We start from the raw sequence: 18,432 nt of genomic DNA, 5'->3' as shown, positions 1-18,432 counted from the left end.
TCTTTTTCAATAAAACTATTTAACCCACTGATAAAAGAAAGCTTCAGGCTTTCACGTCGATGCCGAGCTTGGCTTCAATCTCCTCAATCGACTCTTTAACAAAGAAGGTCTGATCCGTACTCAGTGTCACAATACGCGTGCCGGTTCCATAAGCGTTATAAGAAAGAACGTGATTGAAATTCACGGCGAGCTTTTCGCCGTTCACTTCCGTCAGCATGATCCACATCGCTTGCCCTCCTCCTGATGTTGTCCACTCCAAGGAAGAATAGGCGCGATAGACCATTTGGCAACGGTTGCGCGGAACTGGCCTTCAAAGATCGGCGCTCATTCTGACTTTCTCGACAGTCCTTCCGAAACTCTCCGACCATTCGTCCCCTTGCCAGTCTATCTGAAAACCAGCCTTTTTATAAAGATTGATCGCAGGCAGATTATCCGCATGCGTGCCGATCAGTGCTTCATCAAAACCATCAAGCAGAATTTTCGCCATCAGGGCATCAAGAAGCTGCCTGCCAATTCCCTGCCCGTGATACGGTGGATCAACCCATAAATCGGAAATGTAATTACTTTGGGGCACCCTGGCACCCCAACCTGCAAGTGCCCCGGCCCTTTCAGCAGCCAAAACACCGTCCGCATTCTCTTGGAGATCGCGCTGGAACTTAGCTTCCAACGCTTTTTGGCCTTCCGCGCTCAGTTCAATATCACGAGCCGCAATACGCCAGGCCCTGACCGCCAATGCGGACATAGAAACAAATTCGCCGGGGAAACCCCGGCGAATAAGAAAGTCGGTTTTTACCACCACTTTGTCGGAGTAAATCGTCCGGCAGCCTGTTCAATAGCGTGAGCTGCCTGGAACAAAGTCTCTTCCTCGAATGGACGTCCGATCAACTGAAGGCCGAGCGGCAAGCCTTTGTCATTGATACCCGCAGGCACGGCAATGCCCGGAAGACCGGCCATGTTGACCGTTACTGTGAAGATGTCGTTGAGGTACATCTTGACCGGATCGTTGGCGAGATCCTCATCGGCAAGACCAAAGGCAGCCGAAGGCGTTGCTGGCGTCAGGATCGCATGTACACCCTTGGCGAATACGTCTTCAAAGTCCTTCTTGATCAGCGTACGCACTTTCTGCGCACGCAGATAATAGGCATCGTAGTAGCCTGCCGACAGAACATAGGTGCCGATCATGATACGGCGCTTTACTTCCTTGCCGAAGCCAGCTGCGCGGGTCTGTTCGTACATATCGGCAATGTCCTTGCCGGGTACGCGCAGACCGTAACGCACGCCATCATAACGGGCGAGGTTTGAAGAAGCTTCCGCCGGTGCCACGATGTAGTAAGCAGGCAGCGCATATTTCGTGTGTGGCAGCGAAATATCGACAATCTCAGCACCGGCATCCTTCAGATACTGGATACCCTTCTGCCAAAGCTCCTCAATCTCATCCGGCATACCATCAACGCGATATTCCTTCGGAATACCAATCTTCATGCCCTTGAGCGACTTGCCGATAGCAGCTTCATAATCTGGAATAGGCAGATCGACCGATGTCGTATCCTTGAGATCAAGTGAAGCCATGGATTTCAACAGGATAGCCGCATCCCGCACGTCGCGAGCAATCGGCCCTGCCTGATCGAGCGACGAAGCGAAGGCAACCGTGCCCCAGCGCGAAACGCGGCCATAGGTCGGCTTGATACCAACCGTGCCGGTGAAGGCTGCAGGCTGGCGGATCGAACCGCCGGTATCCGTTGCGGTGGCGCCAGCGCAAAGCTGTGCGGCAACAGCGGCAGCCGAACCACCCGACGAACCACCCGGCACCAGGTCCGCGTTAGAACCATTGGCGCGCCAAGGATTCTTGACCGAACCGTAATAGGAGGTTTCATTGGACGAGCCCATGGCGAACTCATCCATGTTGAGCTTGCCGAGCATAACTGCACCATCGGCCCACAGATTAGCTGTGACGGTCGATTCATATTCCGGCTTGAAGCCGTCGAGAATGTGGGAGCAGGCCTGCGTATGCACGCCCTTGGTGGCAAACAGATCCTTCACGCCGAGCGGAATGCCTTCCAGTGCACCCGCTTCACCCTTGGCAATACGCTCATCCGAAGCCTTGGCCATCGAACGCGCCTGATCGTGAGTCACTTTCACGTATGCATTGATCGCGTCATTCGCGGAATCGATAGCGGAAAGATAGGCGTCGGTGAGTTCGGTCGCGGTGATGGCTTTGGCCTTCAGCTTGTCGCGCGCCTCGGCAATGGTCAGTGCGGTCAGTTCGCTCATCGTCAAATCCTGTCAGTGCGCCTCAACGAGACGCTTTTCAAAAAAGGCGCTGTATTCGGAATCCGGATAGTCCAGAACCACACCGCAGCGCGTAAAACCTGAATTCTCATAAAGCCGCCATGCACCAGCAAAACCGGGTCCCGTACCCGTTTCGAGTACAAGGCGGGAAATGCCATTGGCCCTTGCCTGATCGACAATCGCACCCACCAGAACCGAACCAACACGCTTTCCGCGCACTTCTGGAAGGGTGAACATGCGCTTCACCTCACCGACGCCATCTTCGTGCATCTTCAACGCACCGCAGCCGACAGCCTTGCCGTCTTCATCGCGCGCCACAAAAACCGTCGTATCTGGCCCCGCCATCTGCTCAACTGTCATCTTGAACTGGAATTCCAGCGGTGACAGCGGCAGAAGATGCGCATTCAGGCCCTCGACCAGTGCGCGCACATCATCCTGCAAGGGGGTCTCGCCTGAAACCCGAATGGCCATCACCTTACTCCACGACCTTTGGTACGACGAAGAAATTGTCTTCCGTAACCGGTGCATTTGCCACCACCGCAGCAGCAATGCCACCATCCGTTACCTTGTCCTGGCGCATGCGCATGTCCATCGGCGTAACGGAAGTCATAGGCTCGATACCATCGACATTGACTTCATTCAGTTGCTCGACGAAGCCCAGAATAGCATTAAGTTCACCAGTCATGCGTTCTGCATCGTCATCACTGACGGCAATGCGCGCCAGATGCGCGACGCGCTTGACAGTAGAAATATCGACGGACATCCTGTTCTCCGCAAATGCTCTATCTTTTGTTTTTACGCATGTCTTTGCTCCAAAACCGGTACCCACTTTTGGGAAACATGCACTAGATCGGGCGGCGAACCACCACCCTGAATAGTTTTCCTACCGGCTATAACGGCGCGATTGTTGAAGCGCAACATTTCTTGCGCTTCAAACCCAAAGTCAGAACGAATGAACAGTGCCAGCCGGATCAGTGAGAACCTTCGTTTCGCGATGATCTGCCATTCCGGCCACGAACTTGTCCGCCGTCTGGTCGATGATCGGAAACGAGGCGTAGTGGCATGGCAGCACGGTTTTGAAGTTGAAATAGCGCTGGCAGGCGAGAGCCGCGACTGCGCCACCCATCGTGAAGCGGTCACCAATGGGAACGATGCCAATTTCAGGCTGATGAAGCTCATTGATAAGCCCCATATCGGAGAAGATATCCGTGTCACCCATATGATAGAGCGTCGGTGCATCTTCGAAATGGAATACCAGACCATTCGGATTGCCCAGCGCCTGCGAGACACCGTTTTCCGTGAGCATTGCCGAGGAGTGGAGCGCATTGACGAAAGTAACGGTGAACCCGTCATGCGCCACCGTGCCACCCGTATTGCCAGGATCGAGCTTTTCCACTCCCTGACTGCCAAGCCAGCTTGAAAGGTCGGCATTGGCGATGACTGTCGCGCCATGTTCCCTGGCGATAGCTACCGTATCGCCCACATGGTCGCCATGGCCGTGGGTCAGCGCAATATGGGTTACGCCCTTGGTCGCATCCTTGAAATCGATGCCCTTTGCACCGGGATTTCCGTTCAGAAACGGATCGATGAGAATAACAGCCTTTGCCGTTTCAACGCGGAAAGCGGCGTGGCCAAGCCAGGTAAGTTTCATCAAGTCTCTCCTCAATCTCTGTTTCCGGCTCGATTTCCGGTTTGCGAACAGATATGACGCCGATAAAGTTGAAGGCAATATGAAACCACTTCAAAATCCCATGAGGTCCAATGGCTGTCGTTGAAATCGAGGAAATTCCAGCGCTGCTTCAGTCCGGGCAGACGATTGCCGGACTGGATCTGGGAACCAAGACCATCGGCCTTGCAGTGTCTGATCTCGGTCTTTCCTTCGCGCATCCGCGCCCCGTTATAAAACGGGTGAAGTTTTCCATCGACGCACAGGTGCTTCTGAAAGCGCTCGACGCCGACAAGGTCGGCGTTATCGTCATCGGTTTGCCTATGAATATGGACGGAACTTCCGGTCCCCGCGTTCAGGCTACACGGGCATTTGTGCGCACCATGCAGCCTCTGACCGACCTGCCCTTCGTTTTCTGGGATGAACGCCTGTCGACCGTCGCTGCCGAACGGGCGCTAATCGGCATGGACGTCTCACGCGGCAAGCGGGCCGAACGTATCGATTCAGCTGCAGCATCCTTCATTCTTCAAGGCGCGCTCGACCGCCTGCATAGCATCAGGCGGTCGGCATCCGGTGATTACGACGCCGGATAAAGCTGATCGAGAATCCGTTCGGCATTATGGCGCGCATCCAGCATGCCATAGGTCGAACGCCACTGACCGCCAAGACGGGTCTCGATAAATGCATCGGCCACATCGTCAGCCCCAAGCTGGCGCAATTCTGCTGCTGCCGCAGCATAGGCCAGTTGCTCGGTCAGAAGGCGCGCAACGCCCGGATCAGTTTCAGTTAACTGCAATGCGGCGCGCAGCACATCGAGCGTCCCTTGCCCACGCGGACCAAGCTGTCCGCCGATCCACTCCAGCACTTCATCAAAAAGCCCCGGCGCGCGTGAAAGCACACGCGCCACGTCCAGCGCCATAACATTGCCGGAACCTTCCCAGATTGCATTGACCGGTGCTTCGCGATAGGCACGCGCAAGATTGCCCTCTTCGATGTAACCGTTACCGCCAAGGCACTCCATTGCTTCATAGAGTAATGCAGGTGCGATCTTGCAAACCCAGTATTTCACCACTGGCGTCATGCAGCGGGCAAAAGCAGCCTCGGCACGATCACTTGCAGCCATATCGAAAGCACGTGCCAGCCGCATGGAAAGTGCAGTCGCACCCGCAACATCGAGCGCCATGTCGGCAAGAACGCGCTGCATCAATGGCTGCTCGACAAGAGCCTTGCCGAATACCTGACGATGACGGCTATGGTGCACGGCTTCGGCGAGGCCTGAACGCATCAGTCCGGCCGATGCGACAGCGCAATCGAGCCGCGTCAGCGTGACCATGTCCATGATCGTTTTGACGCCCTCACCCGGATTGCCGATCAGATGGCCGACCGCACCATCGAATTCAACTTCCGACGAAGCATTGGACTTGTTGCCAAGCTTGTCTTTCAGGCGCTGGAAAAAGAACCCGTTCCCGCTTCCCTCTGATGTGAGGCGCGGGAGCAGAAAACAGGAAAGGCCTTCTTCCGCCTGCGCGAGTGTCAGAAAAGCATCCGACATCGGCGCAGACATGAACCACTTGTGGCCGGTGATGGCATAGGCGCCATCGTCATTGCGTGTCGCGCGCGTCGTATTGGCGCGCACATCGGTTCCGCCCTGCTTTTCGGTCATGCCCATGCCAAGCGTAATGCCCTGCTTGGCAAAAGACGGTTTCTGCGAAAAATCGTACTTGCGCGACAGGATGACCGGCGACCATTCCTTATAGATTTCCGGCGATGCCATAAGTGCGGCGAGCGACGCGCTTGTCATGGTAAGCGGACAAAGATGCCCCGCCTCAAGCTGTGCGGTCAGGAAAAAGCGCGATGCACGCGCCTGATGACGGCGACCGCTTTCAAGCGGATTGCCTTCCCAGATCGAGCAATGCAGGCCTGCCGCGATAGAACGGCGCATCAGCGCATGATAGGCCGGATGATATTCGACAAGGTCGATACGGTTGCCCTGCCTGTCATGCGTGCGCAATTTCGGCAGTTCGGTATTGGCGAGACGTGCAAGGTCCTGTGCTTCAGCCGACAAAACAAAACGGCCCGTCTGTTCCAGATCGGCATGCAGTTCCTTCGGGAATCGCGCCGCAATCTGCATCAAGAGCGGATCGCCCAGATAGGCATTGTTGCCCGTCATGGGCGGCGTCTGGTTGGTAACGTCGTGCGTTTTCAAAAGCTCGTTCCGTATTGTGCGATTCAGTTTAATTTAGGTTTCTTGCATTGCATTTGCTAAAATTTTGCCATCTCGAACGCAATTTGTCGTCAGAACAACACAGGTTTTTCTTGGTGAATCGCCCGAAGCCATTATAAGGACGGTTGCGGGACCTGCCTCGTGGTCCTATACGGATGACTTGCCATGATAAATCAAACGGTCCCTCCGCTTTTCCCTCACCGCCACCTGCTGGGCATCAAGGGGCTTTCGCCCCTGGACATTCTCTGCCTTCTTGATCTTGCCGATCAGGAAATCGCTGTTTCCAGACAGCCCGAGAAGAAAAAGTCCGTGCTACGCGGTCGCACGCAAATCAATCTCTTCTTCGAAGCATCGACACGAACGCAATCGTCGTTCGAGCTGGCCGGAAAACGGCTCGGCGCCGACGTCATGAATATGTCGGTCGGCAATTCGTCGGTCAAGAAAGGCGAAACGCTCATCGATACGGCGATGACGCTGAACGCCATGCAGCCGGATATATTGGTTATCCGTCACGCTTCTGCAGGCGCTGCTGCCCTTCTCGCGCAGAAAGTCGGCTGTTCGGTCGTAAACGCCGGTGACGGCGCGCACGAACACCCCACACAGGCACTTCTCGATGCGCTAACCATCCGCCGCGCCAAAGGCCAGATTGAAAATCTTATCGTCGCCATTTGCGGCGATGTGCTGCATTCCCGCGTGGCACGCTCCAACATTCTCCTTCTCAACGCGCTTGGCGCAAGGGTGCGCGTCGTCGCGCCGTCCACGCTTCTGCCTTCTGGCATGGCCGATATGAGCGTCGAGGTCTTCAATTCGATGGAAGAGGGCCTAAAAGATGCCGATGTGGTCATGATGCTGCGCCTTCAGCGCGAGCGTATGGCCGGTTCCTTCGTGCCTTCGGTGCGCGAATATTTCCGCTTCTATGGCCTCGATAAAGAAAAGCTCAAAGTCGCCAAACCTGACGCACTCGTCATGCATCCCGGTCCGATGAACCGTGGCGTCGAGATCGCATCCGATGTTGCCGACGGGCCGCAGAGCGTGATCCAGCAACAGGTGGAAATGGGGGTTGCGGTGCGCATGGCTGTGATGGAAGCCCTGCTCGATCCGCGCCGTAATCCCAGCAACGGAGAAGCTGCATGAGCGCGATCCTGTTTGAAAACGCGCGCATCATCGATCCGTCGCGCGGTCTCGATGAAACCGGTAGTTTGCTGATCCAAGATGGCAAGATTGTTGCCGCCGGTTCGGACGTCAGAAATCAGGGCGCTCCGGAAGGTGCGCAAATTATCGACCTGAATGGCAAGGCAGTATTGCCTGGCCTCGTGGATGCGCGCGTCTTCGTCGGTGAGCCCGGCGCCGAACATCGCGAAACTATTGCTTCAGCAAGCCGTGCGGCAGCCGCTGGCGGCGTAACTTCCATCATCATGATGCCCGATACCGATCCTGTGATCGATGACGTGGCTCTGGTGGAATTTGTCAAACGCACTGCGCGTGATACGGCGGTCGTCAACGTGCACCCGGCTGCGGCGATCACCAAAGGTCTGCATGGCGAGGAAATGACCGAAATCGGTCTGCTGCGCGATGCCGGGGCGGTCGCCTTCACGGAAGGCAGGCAGACAATCGCCAATACGCAGCTCATGCGGCGCGCGCTGACCTATGCCCGCGATTTCGATGCCGTGATTGCCTGCGAAACCCGTGATCCTTATCTCGGTGCCACCGGCGTGATGAACGAAGGCCTGTTTGCAAGCTGGCTTGGTCTTTCCGGCAGTCCGCGTGAAGCGGAAGTGATTCCGCTGGAACGCGATCTGCGTCTAGCAGCGCTAACCAACAGCAACTATCATGCCGCACAGCTTTCCTGCGAAATGTCGGCGGAAGCCGTGCGTCGCTCGAAGGATCTTGGTGCCAAGGTAACGGCAGGCGTGTCGATCAACCATTTGTCGCTCAATGAAAACGACATTGGAGAGTTCCGCACGTTTTTCCGACTTTCGCCGCCTTTGCGCAGCGAACAGGATCGCCTTGCCATGGTAGAGGCCGTGAAAAACGGCACTATTGATATCATCGTTTCCGCTCACGACCCGCAGGATGTCGATACCAAGCGCCTGCCTTTCTCGGATGCTGAAGCGGGCGCAATCGGCCTTGAAACATTGCTGGGGGCCGCACTTCGTCTCTATCATAATGACAGCATTCCGCTGCTGCGTCTGGTTGAAGTGCTATCAACAGCTCCAGCTCGTATTTTTGGCCTTGATGCAGGCACTCTCAAGCCGGGCGCCCGAGCAGATATCGCCATTGTCGATCTGGATGAGCCCTGGATCGTGCGCGAAGAAGACCTGCACTCGCTGTCCAAGAACAGTTGCTTTGAAAGTGCTCGCTTTCAAGGTCGCGTCGTCCACACTTTAGTGGCTGGCAAAACCGTTTACTCGGCTTGAAAAACACCGCATAACCCGGAACAATCATCCGAAAATTCCGGGTAGGCGGAATCAAGAAACAAGGGGACATTCATGGCCGAAGCGGGATTCCTTAGCTTGGCGCTCATGGGAGCGCTCATCTTCGGCTATTTTCTTGGCTCCATTCCGTTTGGTTTGATCCTGACCAGGTTCGCCGGGTTGGGTGATGTCCGGTCCATCGGCTCGGGCAACATTGGCGCAACGAATGTGCTGCGCACCGGTAACAAGAAGCTTGCTGCGGCAACGCTGATTTTTGACATGCTCAAAGGCACTGTCGCCGTTCTCGTCGCTTCACGCTACGGGCCGGATGCCGCCATTGGCGCTGGTTTCGGTGCCTTCATCGGTCATCTCTTTCCAGTATGGATCGGTTTCAAGGGCGGCAAGGGCGTTGCCACCTATCTGGGCGTTCTTATCGGTCTTGCATGGCCCGGCGCGCTGGTTTTCGCTGCCGTCTGGATCGTAACAGCACTCCTGACGCGTTATTCTTCCCTTGCAGCACTTATCGCCAGCGTCGTTGTTCCCATCGCGCTTTATTCGAGAGGCTATTCCGCAATCGCAATTCTCTTTGCGATCATGACGGTCATCGTTATCTTCAAACATAAGGCGAATATTTCGCGCCTCTTGAACGGCACCGAGAGCAAGATCGGAGCTAAGGGATGAAGGAAAGCGCGAATTCGAAAACTGGAATTCGCCTCTCTGATCGTCAGCGGCTCAACTGGCTACGCCTCATCCGGACCGACAACATCGGCCCTGTCACGTTTCGCGATCTGATTCTGTTTTGCGGCTCAGCCTCAAGCGCCATAGAAATGTTGCCTGATCTCAATATCAGAGGCGGCAGTGCCCGTCCGATCCGTGTTGCATCCTTGGACGACGCTGAGCGCGAGCTTGAAGCCATTGAGCGCGCCGGTGCCCGTCTTGTCGGCATGGGCGAGCCGGATTATCCGCAGCAGCTCAGAAACTGTGAAGCTCCGCCCCCCCTGGTTACAATCAAGGGAAATGCAGCCGTCTTCCGCAAGCCCCCCATTGCAATTGTCGGTTCGCGCAATGCTTCGGTGATTGGCGCGCGGTTTACCGAACGCCTGGCACACGATCTTGGCGAAGCCGGATTTGCTGTTATTTCGGGGCTTGCGCGCGGTATTGATGCCGCTGCACACCGCGCAAGCCTGAAAACAGGCACAGTAGCAGTACTTGCAGGCGGACTTGACCGTCCCTATCCGCCGGAAAACCTTCCTCTCTATCGCGCGATACCGGAACAGGGCGGCGCGCTCATAAGTGAAATGCCGATGGGCGCGGAGCCGCGCTCGCGTGATTTTCCGCGCCGCAATCGGATTATTGCAGGCTTATCGCTAGGACTGATCGTTGTTGAAGCAGCCGAGCGTTCCGGCTCGCTTATCAGCGCGCGTATGGCAGGAGACATGGGACGCACCGTGTTTGCCGTTCCAGGCTCTCCGCTTGATCCCCGTGCACGCGGTACAAACCTGCTGCTGAAACAAGGTGCGACACTGGTCACAGAAGCGAACGACATCATCGAGGCACTCAGGCCGCTGGCCGGCTCAACCGCCTATCAGGCCGATACACTAGCACAGCCCGATCTTTTGTCTTCAGCGTTGGAAGAACCGGAATCACTCCAACCGATCGCAACGGACGAGCAAAGAGACATCGTTATCGATGCGCTCGGTCCGGTACCGACTGACATCGACGCGCTCGTTCGTCATACAGGTATGGATACCGGGGCCGTTCATCTGATTTTGCTGGAACTGGATCTGGCCGGACGGCTACATCGATTTGCGGGTAATCAGGTCGCTTTGGTCCCTCTGGAATAACGAATTATGCCTCGGACTCATTCTGAAGAGCTTCTCGGGCCTCCACATGAGCCATCTCAATCATATAGGCCAGCAATACATAATTCGTACTTTTCGCCATCATGCTAAGCTGTTCGAGCATCTGCTCAATATATGTTACCGTCTCGAAGCGAGTCGCGGTTTCCACACACTCACCGTCTTCCGTCTCTGGAAAACTCGCCATATCGTTCATACCTATCTCCTCGCGAGATAACTGATTTCCCTGCACCCTATGCTACTATTGGTTTCACTCAACTTAACAGCAATTTTAAGTTGTATTTCGTTATTTTTGTCGTCCTGCTCTTGACCAAACGCTGCCTGCTGTTCATGTGAAGGCAACGAATTTCTCGCGGAGAGGAGATATTTTGTCTCCATGGGGCGCGAATCTGGGCTGCTTTAAATGAACGTCGTCGTTGTCGAATCGCCTGCCAAGGCTAAAACCATCAATAAGTATCTGGGCTCGAACTATAAGGTTCTGGCCTCGTTCGGTCATGTGCGAGACCTGCCAGCTAAAGATGGCTCGGTTCGCCCTGATGAAGACTTTGCAATGTCGTGGGAGGTGGATAGCAATTCCTCCAAACGTCTTGCCGATATTGTCAAAGCGCTGAAAGACAGCGACGGCATCATTCTCGCAACCGACCCGGATCGCGAAGGTGAAGCCATCTCGTGGCATGTGCTTGAAGTGCTCAATCAGAAAAAGGCGCTCAAGGGCAAGACGGTCAAGCGTGTGGCTTTCAATGCCATCACCAAAAAGGCTGTTCTCTATGCTATCGCCAATCCACGCGATATCGATGAACCATTGGTCGATGCTTATCTGGCGCGCCGTGCACTGGATTATCTCGTAGGCTTCACCCTCTCGCCTGTTCTGTGGCGCAAACTGCCGGGCGCGCGCTCAGCAGGTCGTGTACAATCTGTTGCCCTGCGTCTCGTCGCCGATCGCGAATCCGAGATCGAACGCTTCATCCGTGAGGAATACTGGAACATCGCGGCGCTGTTGAAGACACCGCGCAATGACAGTTTCACTGCCCGCCTCACTGCTGTTGACGGCAAGAAGCTCGGCAAACTCGACATTAAGAATGGCGAACAGGCAACGGCCATTCGCACCATGCTGGAAGGTGCAAGCTTCAAAGCTCTTTCCGTCGAGGCAAAGCCGACCAAACGCAATCCGGGACCGCCATTCACCACCTCGACTCTACAGCAGGCAGCGTCCGGCCAGCTCGGTTTTTCTGCCTCGCGCACCATGCAGGTGGCACAGCGGCTTTATGAAGGCGTCGATATTGGCGGCGAAACTGCCGGTCTGATCACCTATATGCGTACCGACGGCGTGCAGATCGCTCCGGAAGCAATCAACGCAGCCCGTGACGCCATCGGCAAAAGCTTCGGTGCAAAATATGTGCCGGAAAAGCCACGCTATTATTCCAGCAAGGCCAAGAACGCACAGGAAGCGCACGAAGCCATCCGCCCGACGGATTTCTCGCGTCACCCGAAGGATGTGCGCCGTTATCTCGATGAGGATCAGGCGCGACTCTATGAGTTGATCTGGAAACGCGCCATCGCCAGCCAGATGCAGGCTGCCGATATTGAACGCACTACCGTCGACATTGAGGCGATCAACGGCTCGCGCTCCGCCATGCTGCGTGCCAACGGTTCGGTCACGAAATTCGATGGATTCCTCGCCGCCTATATGGATCATCGCGAGGAAGAGGACGACGACGAGGATAGTGCAAAGCTGCCGGAAATTCGTTCTGGTGAAGCTCTGGCACGCGAAAAGATCGATGCGACCCAGCATTCGACCGAACCGCCGCCGCGCTATTCGGAAGCTTCGCTCATCAAAAAAATGGAAGAACTCGGCATCGGTCGTCCTTCGACCTACGCTGCAACGCTGGCCACTTTGCGCGATCGCGAATATATCACGATCGACAAGCGCAAGCTTATTCCAGAACCAAAGGGTCGACTGGTCACGGCCTTCCTCGAAAGCTTCTTCGAGCGCTATGTGGAATATGACTTCACGGCAGACCTTGAGGAAAAGCTCGATCTTATTTCGGATGGCAAGCTTTCCTGGAAGGATGTTCTGCGCGACTTCTGGCGCGACTTCTCCGGTAATGTCGATGACATCAAGGAATTGCGCGTCACCAATGTTCTCGATGCGCTGAACGAAGAACTTGCACCGCTGGTATTCCCTGCACGCGAAGACGGTAGTGATCCGCGTTCGTGCCCGACCTGCGGCACAGGAATGCTGTCGTTGAAGCTTGGCAAATACGGGGCATTCGTCGGCTGCTCCAACTATCCAGAATGCAAATATACACGCCAGCTCGGCGGTGACGCCAATGGCGAATCTGCAGCTGCGGACGAGCCAAAATCTCTCGGCAAGGACCCATTCACCGGGGAGGAAATCACCGCCCGGACTGGTCGTTTCGGCCCTTATGTCCAGCGCGGCGAGGGCAAGGAAGCAAAGCGCGCCAGCCTTCCGAAAGGCTGGACCGTCGATACGCTCGACCATGAGAAAGCCGTTGCACTTCTGTCTCTGCCGCGTGACATCGGCCAGCATCCAGAAACCGGCAAGATGATCTCCGCCGGCATCGGTCGCTATGGGCCCTATGTCAGCCATGATGGGACATTCGCCAATCTGGAGAATGCCGAAGAAGTCTTTTCCGTCGGTCTCAATCGCGCTGTGTCCGTTCTGGCAGACAAACAGTCGAAGGGCGGCGGTCGTGGCCGCTCCACACCGGCTGCATTGGCGACACTCGGCGACCATCCCGAAGGCGGTTCAATCACTGTTCGCGACGGTCGCTATGGACCTTATGTCAATTGGGGCAAGGTCAACGCCACTTTGCCGAAGGGCAAGGACCCGGCAAGTGTTACGTTGGAAGAAGCACTGCAACTGATTACAGAAAAGGCTGGTTCCTCCAAGAGCAAGAAAGCCCCTGCCCGCAAGGCTTCGGCCGGCACTGAAAAGAAAGCCTCTGCAAAGAAGCCCGCGGCCAAAAAGGCGCCAGCAAAGGCCAAGTCGACAGCCAAGCCGAAAGCCAAATCCAAGGCTGAGGCGGTAGAGGAGTAGCAATTGGCACGCCGTTTTTCCAAATCCGATACCGGTCGATCCGCGCGGACCGAACGGCGTGCAGCCAAAGCCAAATCCGCTGATGGAAGGAACGATCCCAATGCGTTCCTTCCGACCCGCGAAGAGGTTCTCAAATATATTGAGGAGAACCCCGATCGGGCAGGCAAGCGTGAGCTGGCAAAAGCATTCAACATCAAGGGGGATGCCCGGGTCTATCTGAAGGACCTCCTGCGCGAGCTCTCCGACGAGGGCCTGGTCGAAAAACGCGCCCGCAAGTTGTCTCGTCCTGGTGCGCTGCCAGCAGTTACCGTGCTTGATATCACCGGGCGCGACGAGGATGGCGGTTTACTGGCACGTCCGTCGGAGTGGGATGAAGCCGCTTATGGCAAGCCTCCCGTCGTCCTGATCCGCCGCACCCGGTTGAACAAGGCTTCCGAAGGCGGCCCGGCTGTTGGCGTGGGTGACCGCGTTCTGGCAAAAATATTCCGCAGTGAGGATCGTGACGGACCGGATTATACCGCCCGGGTGATGAAGCGCCTCGAGCACCGCACAAATGCGGTGCTCGGCATTGTGCGCAAGCTTGGCAATGGTGAATGGCGCCTTGACCCGGTAAACCGAAAGCAGCCGGAAGTGCAGCTTGACCCGGCACAGCTCAAAAATGCCGAACCTGGCGATCTTGTTGAAGTCGACCTGATTTCCTCGCGCCGTCAGGGGTTGCCACGCGGCAAGGTTCGACAAGTGGTCGGGTCTATCGACAGCGAAAAAGCCCTGTCGATGATTGCCATTCACGAGCATGAGATTCCTCATGTTTTTCCAGCGGAAGCGCTGAGCGAGGCAGAAGCCACCCAGCCTGCGGCGATGGACGGCAGGGAAGACTGGCGCGATATTCCGCTCCTGACCATCGATCCGGCTGATGCCAAGGATCATGATGATGCGGTTTACGCCGAACCGGATAAGGACTCCGAGAATCCGGGCGGCCAGATTGTCATTGTGGCTATCGCAGACGTTGCGGCCTATGTTCGGCCAGATTCCGCGCTTGATCGCGAAGCACAGAAGCGCGGTAACTCGGTCTATTTCCCGGACCGCGTCGTGCCAATGCTACCCGAGCGGATTTCAAACAATCTCTGTTCGCTTCGTGAACTTGAAGATCGTCCCGCTCTTGCCGTTCGTATGATTTTTGCGGCTGATGGGCGCAAGAAGTCGCACAAATTCCATCGCATCATGATGAAATCGGCGGCAAAACTCAGCTATTCGCAAGCGCAGGCTGCCGTCGATGGCGCGCCGGATGATAAGACCGCGCCGATTCTCGATGGCATATTGAAACCGCTGTGGAACGCCTATGCCGTACTGAAGCGGGGGCGCGATGCCCGCGAACCGCTGGAACTCGACCTACCGGAAAAGAAAATTCTGCTCACGCCCGATGGCAAGGTGGATAAGGTTATCGTTCCCGAACGGCTCGACGCGCACAAGCTGATCGAAGAGTTTATGATTCAGGCGAATGTCGCTGCCGCAGAAACATTGGAAGCGCGCCGCCAGCCGTTGATTTTCCGCATTCACGATGCACCGGCGCTTGCCAAGCAGGAAACCCTGCGTGAGTTCCTGCGCACGCTTGATCTGAACCTTGCCAAGGGTGCGGAATTGCAGCCCGCTCAGTTCAACCGGATTCTTGAAGCCGTTGAAGGCTCGGATCATCAAGAACTGGTCAATCAGGTCGTGCTGCGCACACAAAGCCAAGCGGAATATAACCCTGATAATATCGGACATTTCGGCTTGCATCTGAGCCGTTATGCGCATTTCACCTCGCCGATCCGCCGTTACGCCGACCTCATCGTTCACCGCGCTCTGATCAAGGCCCTGAACCTTGGAAGTGACGGATTAACGACAGAGGAGGAAGCGCATCTCGAAGAAATCTCCGCGCTCATCTCCTCGACCGAACGTCGCGCCATGCTGGCCGAGCGTGAAACTGTTGACCGTCTCATTGCACATTTTCTCGCCGCACATCTTGGAGACGAATATGAAGGGCGCGTTACGGGCGTAACGCGGGCTGGTCTTTTCGTGAACCTTGCGACATATGGCGCGGATGGGCTGGTACCCATTTCAACTTTAGGTCATGAATACTATTTATATGACGAAGCGAACCATGCGATTGCCGGTGAACGGAGCGGTAAAGGCTTCCGGCTTGGTGATACAGTGACGGTTCGGCTTGTAGAAGCGCTCCCCGTTGCGGGCGCGCTTCGTTTTGAGATGGTTTCGGAACCGCATCCTCTGCCAATGGCGACCCGCTCGCATCATAAGGCAAGCCGGACGATGCGTGGGCGAAGGGGTAAACCCGCGGGTATTCCGCGTCAGAAGAGAAGAGGTCGCTGATGAGCACGCTAGAGGCCAATTCTGCGCAAAATGTGCAGGTTTTCGGCGGCGAAAACCCCAAGGCCGTTCACCCGAAACGCCCTTTGGGGGAAGCGATGTGGCGCGGTTTTCGCGGACGTTGCCCGCATTGCGGTGAAGGAAAGCTTTTTCGTTCATTTGTGAAACCAGTTGCGCAGTGTTCCGTGTGTGGCGAAGACTACACAGAACAACGCGCCGACGATCTTCCTGCGTACCTCACCATTTTGATCGTGGGACACGTGGTTGTAGGCGCTTTCATGGGCGTGGAAGCAACCACCAATCTGCCACTCTGGGCTCATATGGCGATATGGGGACCGCTGACGGTGATTATGTCGCTGTTGCTTCTCCAACCCATGAAAGGTGCGACCATTGGCCTACAATGGGCGCTCTACATGCATGGTTTTGGGGGTAAGGGCGAAGGCGAATATGGCGACGTGACCTGAAGGTCACCATGACCGCCATGGTTCAGCCTCCCTCCTCTTCAGTCAAAGCCGCGAAAGCTTTGCGACCGCGCGACGCCGCATCCCTGTTGCTTGTCGACAGATCTGGCAGCGAGCCGCGAATTCTCATGGGCAGACGCCACGCCAGCCTTGTGTTCATGCCCGGCAAGTTTGTTTTTCCAGGCGGTCGTGCCGACCCTGTAGATGGCGCTATCGCTGCTGCGGCTGAACTCAATAATAATGATGTTGCCAAGCTGCTCGCAGGCATGGGGGCTCGTGCATCGCTGCGTCGCGCCCGTGCTCTCGGCCTATGCGCTATTCGCGAAACTTTTGAAGAGACCGGCCTCCGTATAGGGCAAGCTACCTCGGCTCCAATCGCTTTACCCACACACCGCGACTGGTCAGCCTTCCTCGACAACGGCGTGATGCCAGCCTTGAACAGCCTGCGCTATTTTGCCCGTGCGGTAACGCCGCCGGACAATGTTCGACGGTTCGATACCCGCTTTTTTATCGCATTTCGCGATCATATACCGGAGCTGGACGGGCAATCACTCGTTCCCAGTGGCGAACTGGAGGATCTGGACTGGGTTTCCATCGATCAAATCGATAAACTCGACGTCGCTCATATAACTCAGGCCATCCTGAAAGAAGCCCGCGTGCTTCTGTCGGATACCAAACTTGAACTGCCTTCCACCTTGCCAGTGGTGCAATATTGCAAGCGGCATGGCCGCTTTGTTCGCGAAGTGATCTGAAACCTATGAATAAAGAAATCCAACCTGCCGATCTTGTCCCGCAAGAACCAGGCGGCGGGCCGGCAGTGGGCCAGATGCACTGGCGCTCACTTGCTGCAGCCATAGCCACGATCAGCGCGGTTGGCGCAGCGATCGGCTTGGGTATTCCGCTTCTAAGCGTTCTGCTGGAAAGTCGTGGTCATTCCGCGAGCCTGATCGGCGCCAATACGGCCGTCGCAGGATTGGCATCCATCGTTGCCGCTCCGCTGGCTGCTCCCATCGCCGCACGATTGGGTGTGGTCAAGGCGATCTTCCTCATGCTTATCATCGGAAGCGGAGCCTTTCTCGGCTTCCACTTCTTTCAACCGCTCTGGGCTTGGTTTGCGCTACGCATCGTCCTGCATTTTGCATTGACCGTGCTTTTCGTTCTGTCCGAATACTGGATCAATGCCTCGGCACCGCCTGAAAAGCGCGGGCTGGTGCTCGGAATCTATTCCACATCGCTTTCACTAGGCTTTGCATTCGGACCGTGGCTGTTCTCGAAGATCGGCAGTACGGGCGGACTGCCATTCTATGTCGGCTTCGTCATTATCATGATCGCCCTCATACCAGTTGCATTCGCATGGCGCGACAGCCCCGATTTCGAGGAGGGCGAACACGTTCCCTTCCTGCCCTTCATCTTTGCCGTTCCAACCGCAACCATGGCTGTCTTTGTTTTTGGTGCTGTGGAAACCGGTGGCTTTGCTCTCTTTCCAGTCTTCGGTGCGCGTATCGGTTATCCGGAAGCAGACGCAGCACTTCTGCTCACAATGATAGGTCTGGGCAATGTGCTGATGCAAATTCCACTAGGCCTTGTCAGTGATCGTATTTCGGATCGCCGCAAACTTCTGCTTTTCTGCGCCACAACGGGCCTGATCGGTATGATCGCCCTGCCCTATCTCATGCTGCACTGGTATCTCATGGCGGCGATCCTGTTCCTTTGGGGCGGCGTTGTGGCCGGGCTCTACACAATCGGCCTCGCGCATCTCGGTTCTGAGTTGACCGGGCGCGAACTGGCATCCGCCAATGCTGCCTTTGTGTTCTGCTATGCCATCGGCATGCTTGCGGGACCGCAGGCCGTTGGCGTCGGCATGGACATGCTGGGACCGAAGGGATTCCCGATGACACTCGGCGTGTTTTTTGCCGCATATGCACTGTTTGCGGCGGGAAGACTGCTTTTGCGGAAGAAGCGGGCTTGACTTTTCGCCGCCAATACGTAGTGTCGCGCCAAATTTCCGCTGCCGGATGAGATTACCGGAATCGCTGGAGGTTTCCATCCATTGAGCATGATCCCGAAGATTGGGAACCGGTTTTCGGCAAGATC

18 protein-coding genes are annotated in these 18,432 nt (G+C 56.1%); 10 read left to right on the top strand and 8 right to left on the bottom strand.

Annotated elements, in window-relative coordinates:
• Nucleotides 1-43 precede the first annotated feature (43 nt).
• The 6 genes from F9K91_RS18575 to F9K91_RS18550 all read right to left on the bottom strand — a co-directional run bounded on the left by F9K91_RS18575 (nucleotide 44) and on the right by F9K91_RS18550 (nucleotide 3,940).
• Nucleotides 44-226: a flagellar FlbD family protein gene (locus F9K91_RS18575; protein WP_010658857.1), complete on the bottom strand. Its 183-nt coding sequence runs from the start codon at nucleotides 224-226 to the stop codon at nucleotides 44-46.
• Nucleotides 227-310: 84 nt separating this feature from the next.
• Nucleotides 311-796, bottom strand: a complete 486-nt coding sequence (locus F9K91_RS18570) for a GNAT family N-acetyltransferase (protein ID WP_235913249.1) — start codon at nucleotides 794-796, stop codon at nucleotides 311-313.
• A complete protein-coding gene (gatA, locus tag F9K91_RS18565) occupies nucleotides 790-2,271 on the bottom strand; it encodes an Asp-tRNA(Asn)/Glu-tRNA(Gln) amidotransferase subunit GatA (RefSeq protein WP_151554643.1) in 1,482 nt (493 codons plus the stop codon). Before gatA ends, F9K91_RS18570 begins: the two co-directional genes overlap by 7 nt.
• 12 nt (nucleotides 2,272-2,283) lie before the next feature.
• Nucleotides 2,284-2,760: a GNAT family N-acetyltransferase gene (locus F9K91_RS18560; RefSeq protein WP_151678419.1), complete on the bottom strand. Its 477-nt coding sequence runs from the start codon at nucleotides 2,758-2,760 to the stop codon at nucleotides 2,284-2,286.
• A gap of 4 nt (nucleotides 2,761-2,764) precedes the next feature.
• Nucleotides 2,765-3,052, bottom strand: coding sequence for an Asp-tRNA(Asn)/Glu-tRNA(Gln) amidotransferase subunit GatC (gene gatC, locus F9K91_RS18555; RefSeq protein WP_061345755.1), 288 nt, complete (start codon nucleotides 3,050-3,052; stop codon nucleotides 2,765-2,767).
• 180 nt (nucleotides 3,053-3,232) lie between these two features.
• Nucleotides 3,233-3,940, bottom strand: coding sequence for a metal-dependent hydrolase (locus F9K91_RS18550; protein WP_151678418.1), 708 nt, complete (start codon nucleotides 3,938-3,940; stop codon nucleotides 3,233-3,235).
• Nucleotides 3,941-4,050: 110 nt separating this feature from the next.
• Here F9K91_RS18550 and ruvX point away from each other — a divergent pair, with 110 nt between their 5' ends.
• Nucleotides 4,051-4,548: a Holliday junction resolvase RuvX gene (gene ruvX, locus F9K91_RS18545; protein WP_151678417.1), complete on the top strand. Its 498-nt coding sequence runs from the start codon at nucleotides 4,051-4,053 to the stop codon at nucleotides 4,546-4,548.
• Here ruvX and F9K91_RS18540 read toward each other — a convergent pair.
• On the bottom strand, nucleotides 4,533-6,161 hold the full coding sequence (locus tag F9K91_RS18540; RefSeq protein WP_151678416.1) for an acyl-CoA dehydrogenase family protein: 1,629 nt from the start codon (nucleotides 6,159-6,161) through the stop codon (nucleotides 4,533-4,535). The two genes, ruvX and F9K91_RS18540, sit on opposite strands and share 16 nt — an antisense overlap.
• A gap of 183 nt (nucleotides 6,162-6,344) precedes the next feature.
• Here F9K91_RS18540 and F9K91_RS18535 point away from each other — a divergent pair, with 183 nt between their 5' ends.
• The 4 genes from F9K91_RS18535 to dprA all read left to right on the top strand — a co-directional run bounded on the left by F9K91_RS18535 (nucleotide 6,345) and on the right by dprA (nucleotide 10,437).
• Nucleotides 6,345-7,313, top strand: coding sequence for an aspartate carbamoyltransferase catalytic subunit (locus tag F9K91_RS18535; RefSeq protein ID WP_061345759.1), 969 nt, complete (start codon nucleotides 6,345-6,347; stop codon nucleotides 7,311-7,313).
• The gene (locus F9K91_RS18530; RefSeq protein WP_151678415.1) at nucleotides 7,310-8,596 is read left to right on the top strand and encodes a dihydroorotase; all 1,287 of its coding nucleotides are present in this window, start codon (nucleotides 7,310-7,312) and stop codon (nucleotides 8,594-8,596) included. The genes F9K91_RS18535 and F9K91_RS18530 overlap by 4 nt, the downstream gene beginning before the upstream one ends.
• Before the next feature lie 72 nt (nucleotides 8,597-8,668).
• Nucleotides 8,669-9,274, top strand: coding sequence for a glycerol-3-phosphate 1-O-acyltransferase PlsY (plsY, locus tag F9K91_RS18525; RefSeq protein ID WP_151554636.1), 606 nt, complete (start codon nucleotides 8,669-8,671; stop codon nucleotides 9,272-9,274).
• Nucleotides 9,271-10,437: a DNA-processing protein DprA gene (gene dprA, locus F9K91_RS18520; RefSeq protein ID WP_151678414.1), complete on the top strand. Its 1,167-nt coding sequence runs from the start codon at nucleotides 9,271-9,273 to the stop codon at nucleotides 10,435-10,437. Before plsY ends, dprA begins: the two co-directional genes overlap by 4 nt.
• Before the next feature lie 4 nt (nucleotides 10,438-10,441).
• Here dprA and F9K91_RS18515 read toward each other — a convergent pair whose 3' ends face one another.
• Nucleotides 10,442-10,648: a hypothetical protein gene (locus F9K91_RS18515; protein WP_151678413.1), complete on the bottom strand. Its 207-nt coding sequence runs from the start codon at nucleotides 10,646-10,648 to the stop codon at nucleotides 10,442-10,444.
• A 207-nt stretch (nucleotides 10,649-10,855) separates the two neighbouring features.
• On the opposite strand from F9K91_RS18515, the gene topA reads away from it, so the two are divergent.
• From topA to F9K91_RS18490, 5 genes are all read left to right on the top strand, one after another.
• On the top strand, nucleotides 10,856-13,513 hold the full coding sequence (topA, locus tag F9K91_RS18510) for a type I DNA topoisomerase (protein WP_151678412.1): 2,658 nt from the start codon (nucleotides 10,856-10,858) through the stop codon (nucleotides 13,511-13,513).
• A gap of 3 nt (nucleotides 13,514-13,516) precedes the next feature.
• Nucleotides 13,517-15,880 (top strand): ribonuclease R, encoded by a 2,364-nt coding sequence (rnr, locus tag F9K91_RS18505; RefSeq protein WP_151678411.1) that lies wholly within the window; start codon nucleotides 13,517-13,519, stop codon nucleotides 15,878-15,880.
• Nucleotides 15,880-16,341, top strand: a complete 462-nt coding sequence (locus F9K91_RS18500; protein WP_151554631.1) for a DUF983 domain-containing protein — start codon at nucleotides 15,880-15,882, stop codon at nucleotides 16,339-16,341. The genes rnr and F9K91_RS18500 overlap by 1 nt, the downstream gene beginning before the upstream one ends.
• Before the next feature lie 8 nt (nucleotides 16,342-16,349).
• On the top strand, nucleotides 16,350-17,090 hold the full coding sequence (locus tag F9K91_RS18495; RefSeq protein ID WP_151554630.1) for an NUDIX hydrolase: 741 nt from the start codon (nucleotides 16,350-16,352) through the stop codon (nucleotides 17,088-17,090).
• A gap of 74 nt (nucleotides 17,091-17,164) precedes the next feature.
• Nucleotides 17,165-18,307: an MFS transporter gene (locus F9K91_RS18490; RefSeq protein WP_061345772.1), complete on the top strand. Its 1,143-nt coding sequence runs from the start codon at nucleotides 17,165-17,167 to the stop codon at nucleotides 18,305-18,307.
• Nucleotides 18,308-18,432: the final 125 nt, after the last annotated feature.

Source organism: Brucella tritici, from assembly GCF_008932295.1.
GTDB lineage: Bacteria > Pseudomonadota > Alphaproteobacteria > Rhizobiales > Rhizobiaceae > Brucella > Brucella tritici.
Note: the sequence above shows the minus strand (reverse complement) of the source record. Positions and strands in the feature narration are given on the sequence as shown.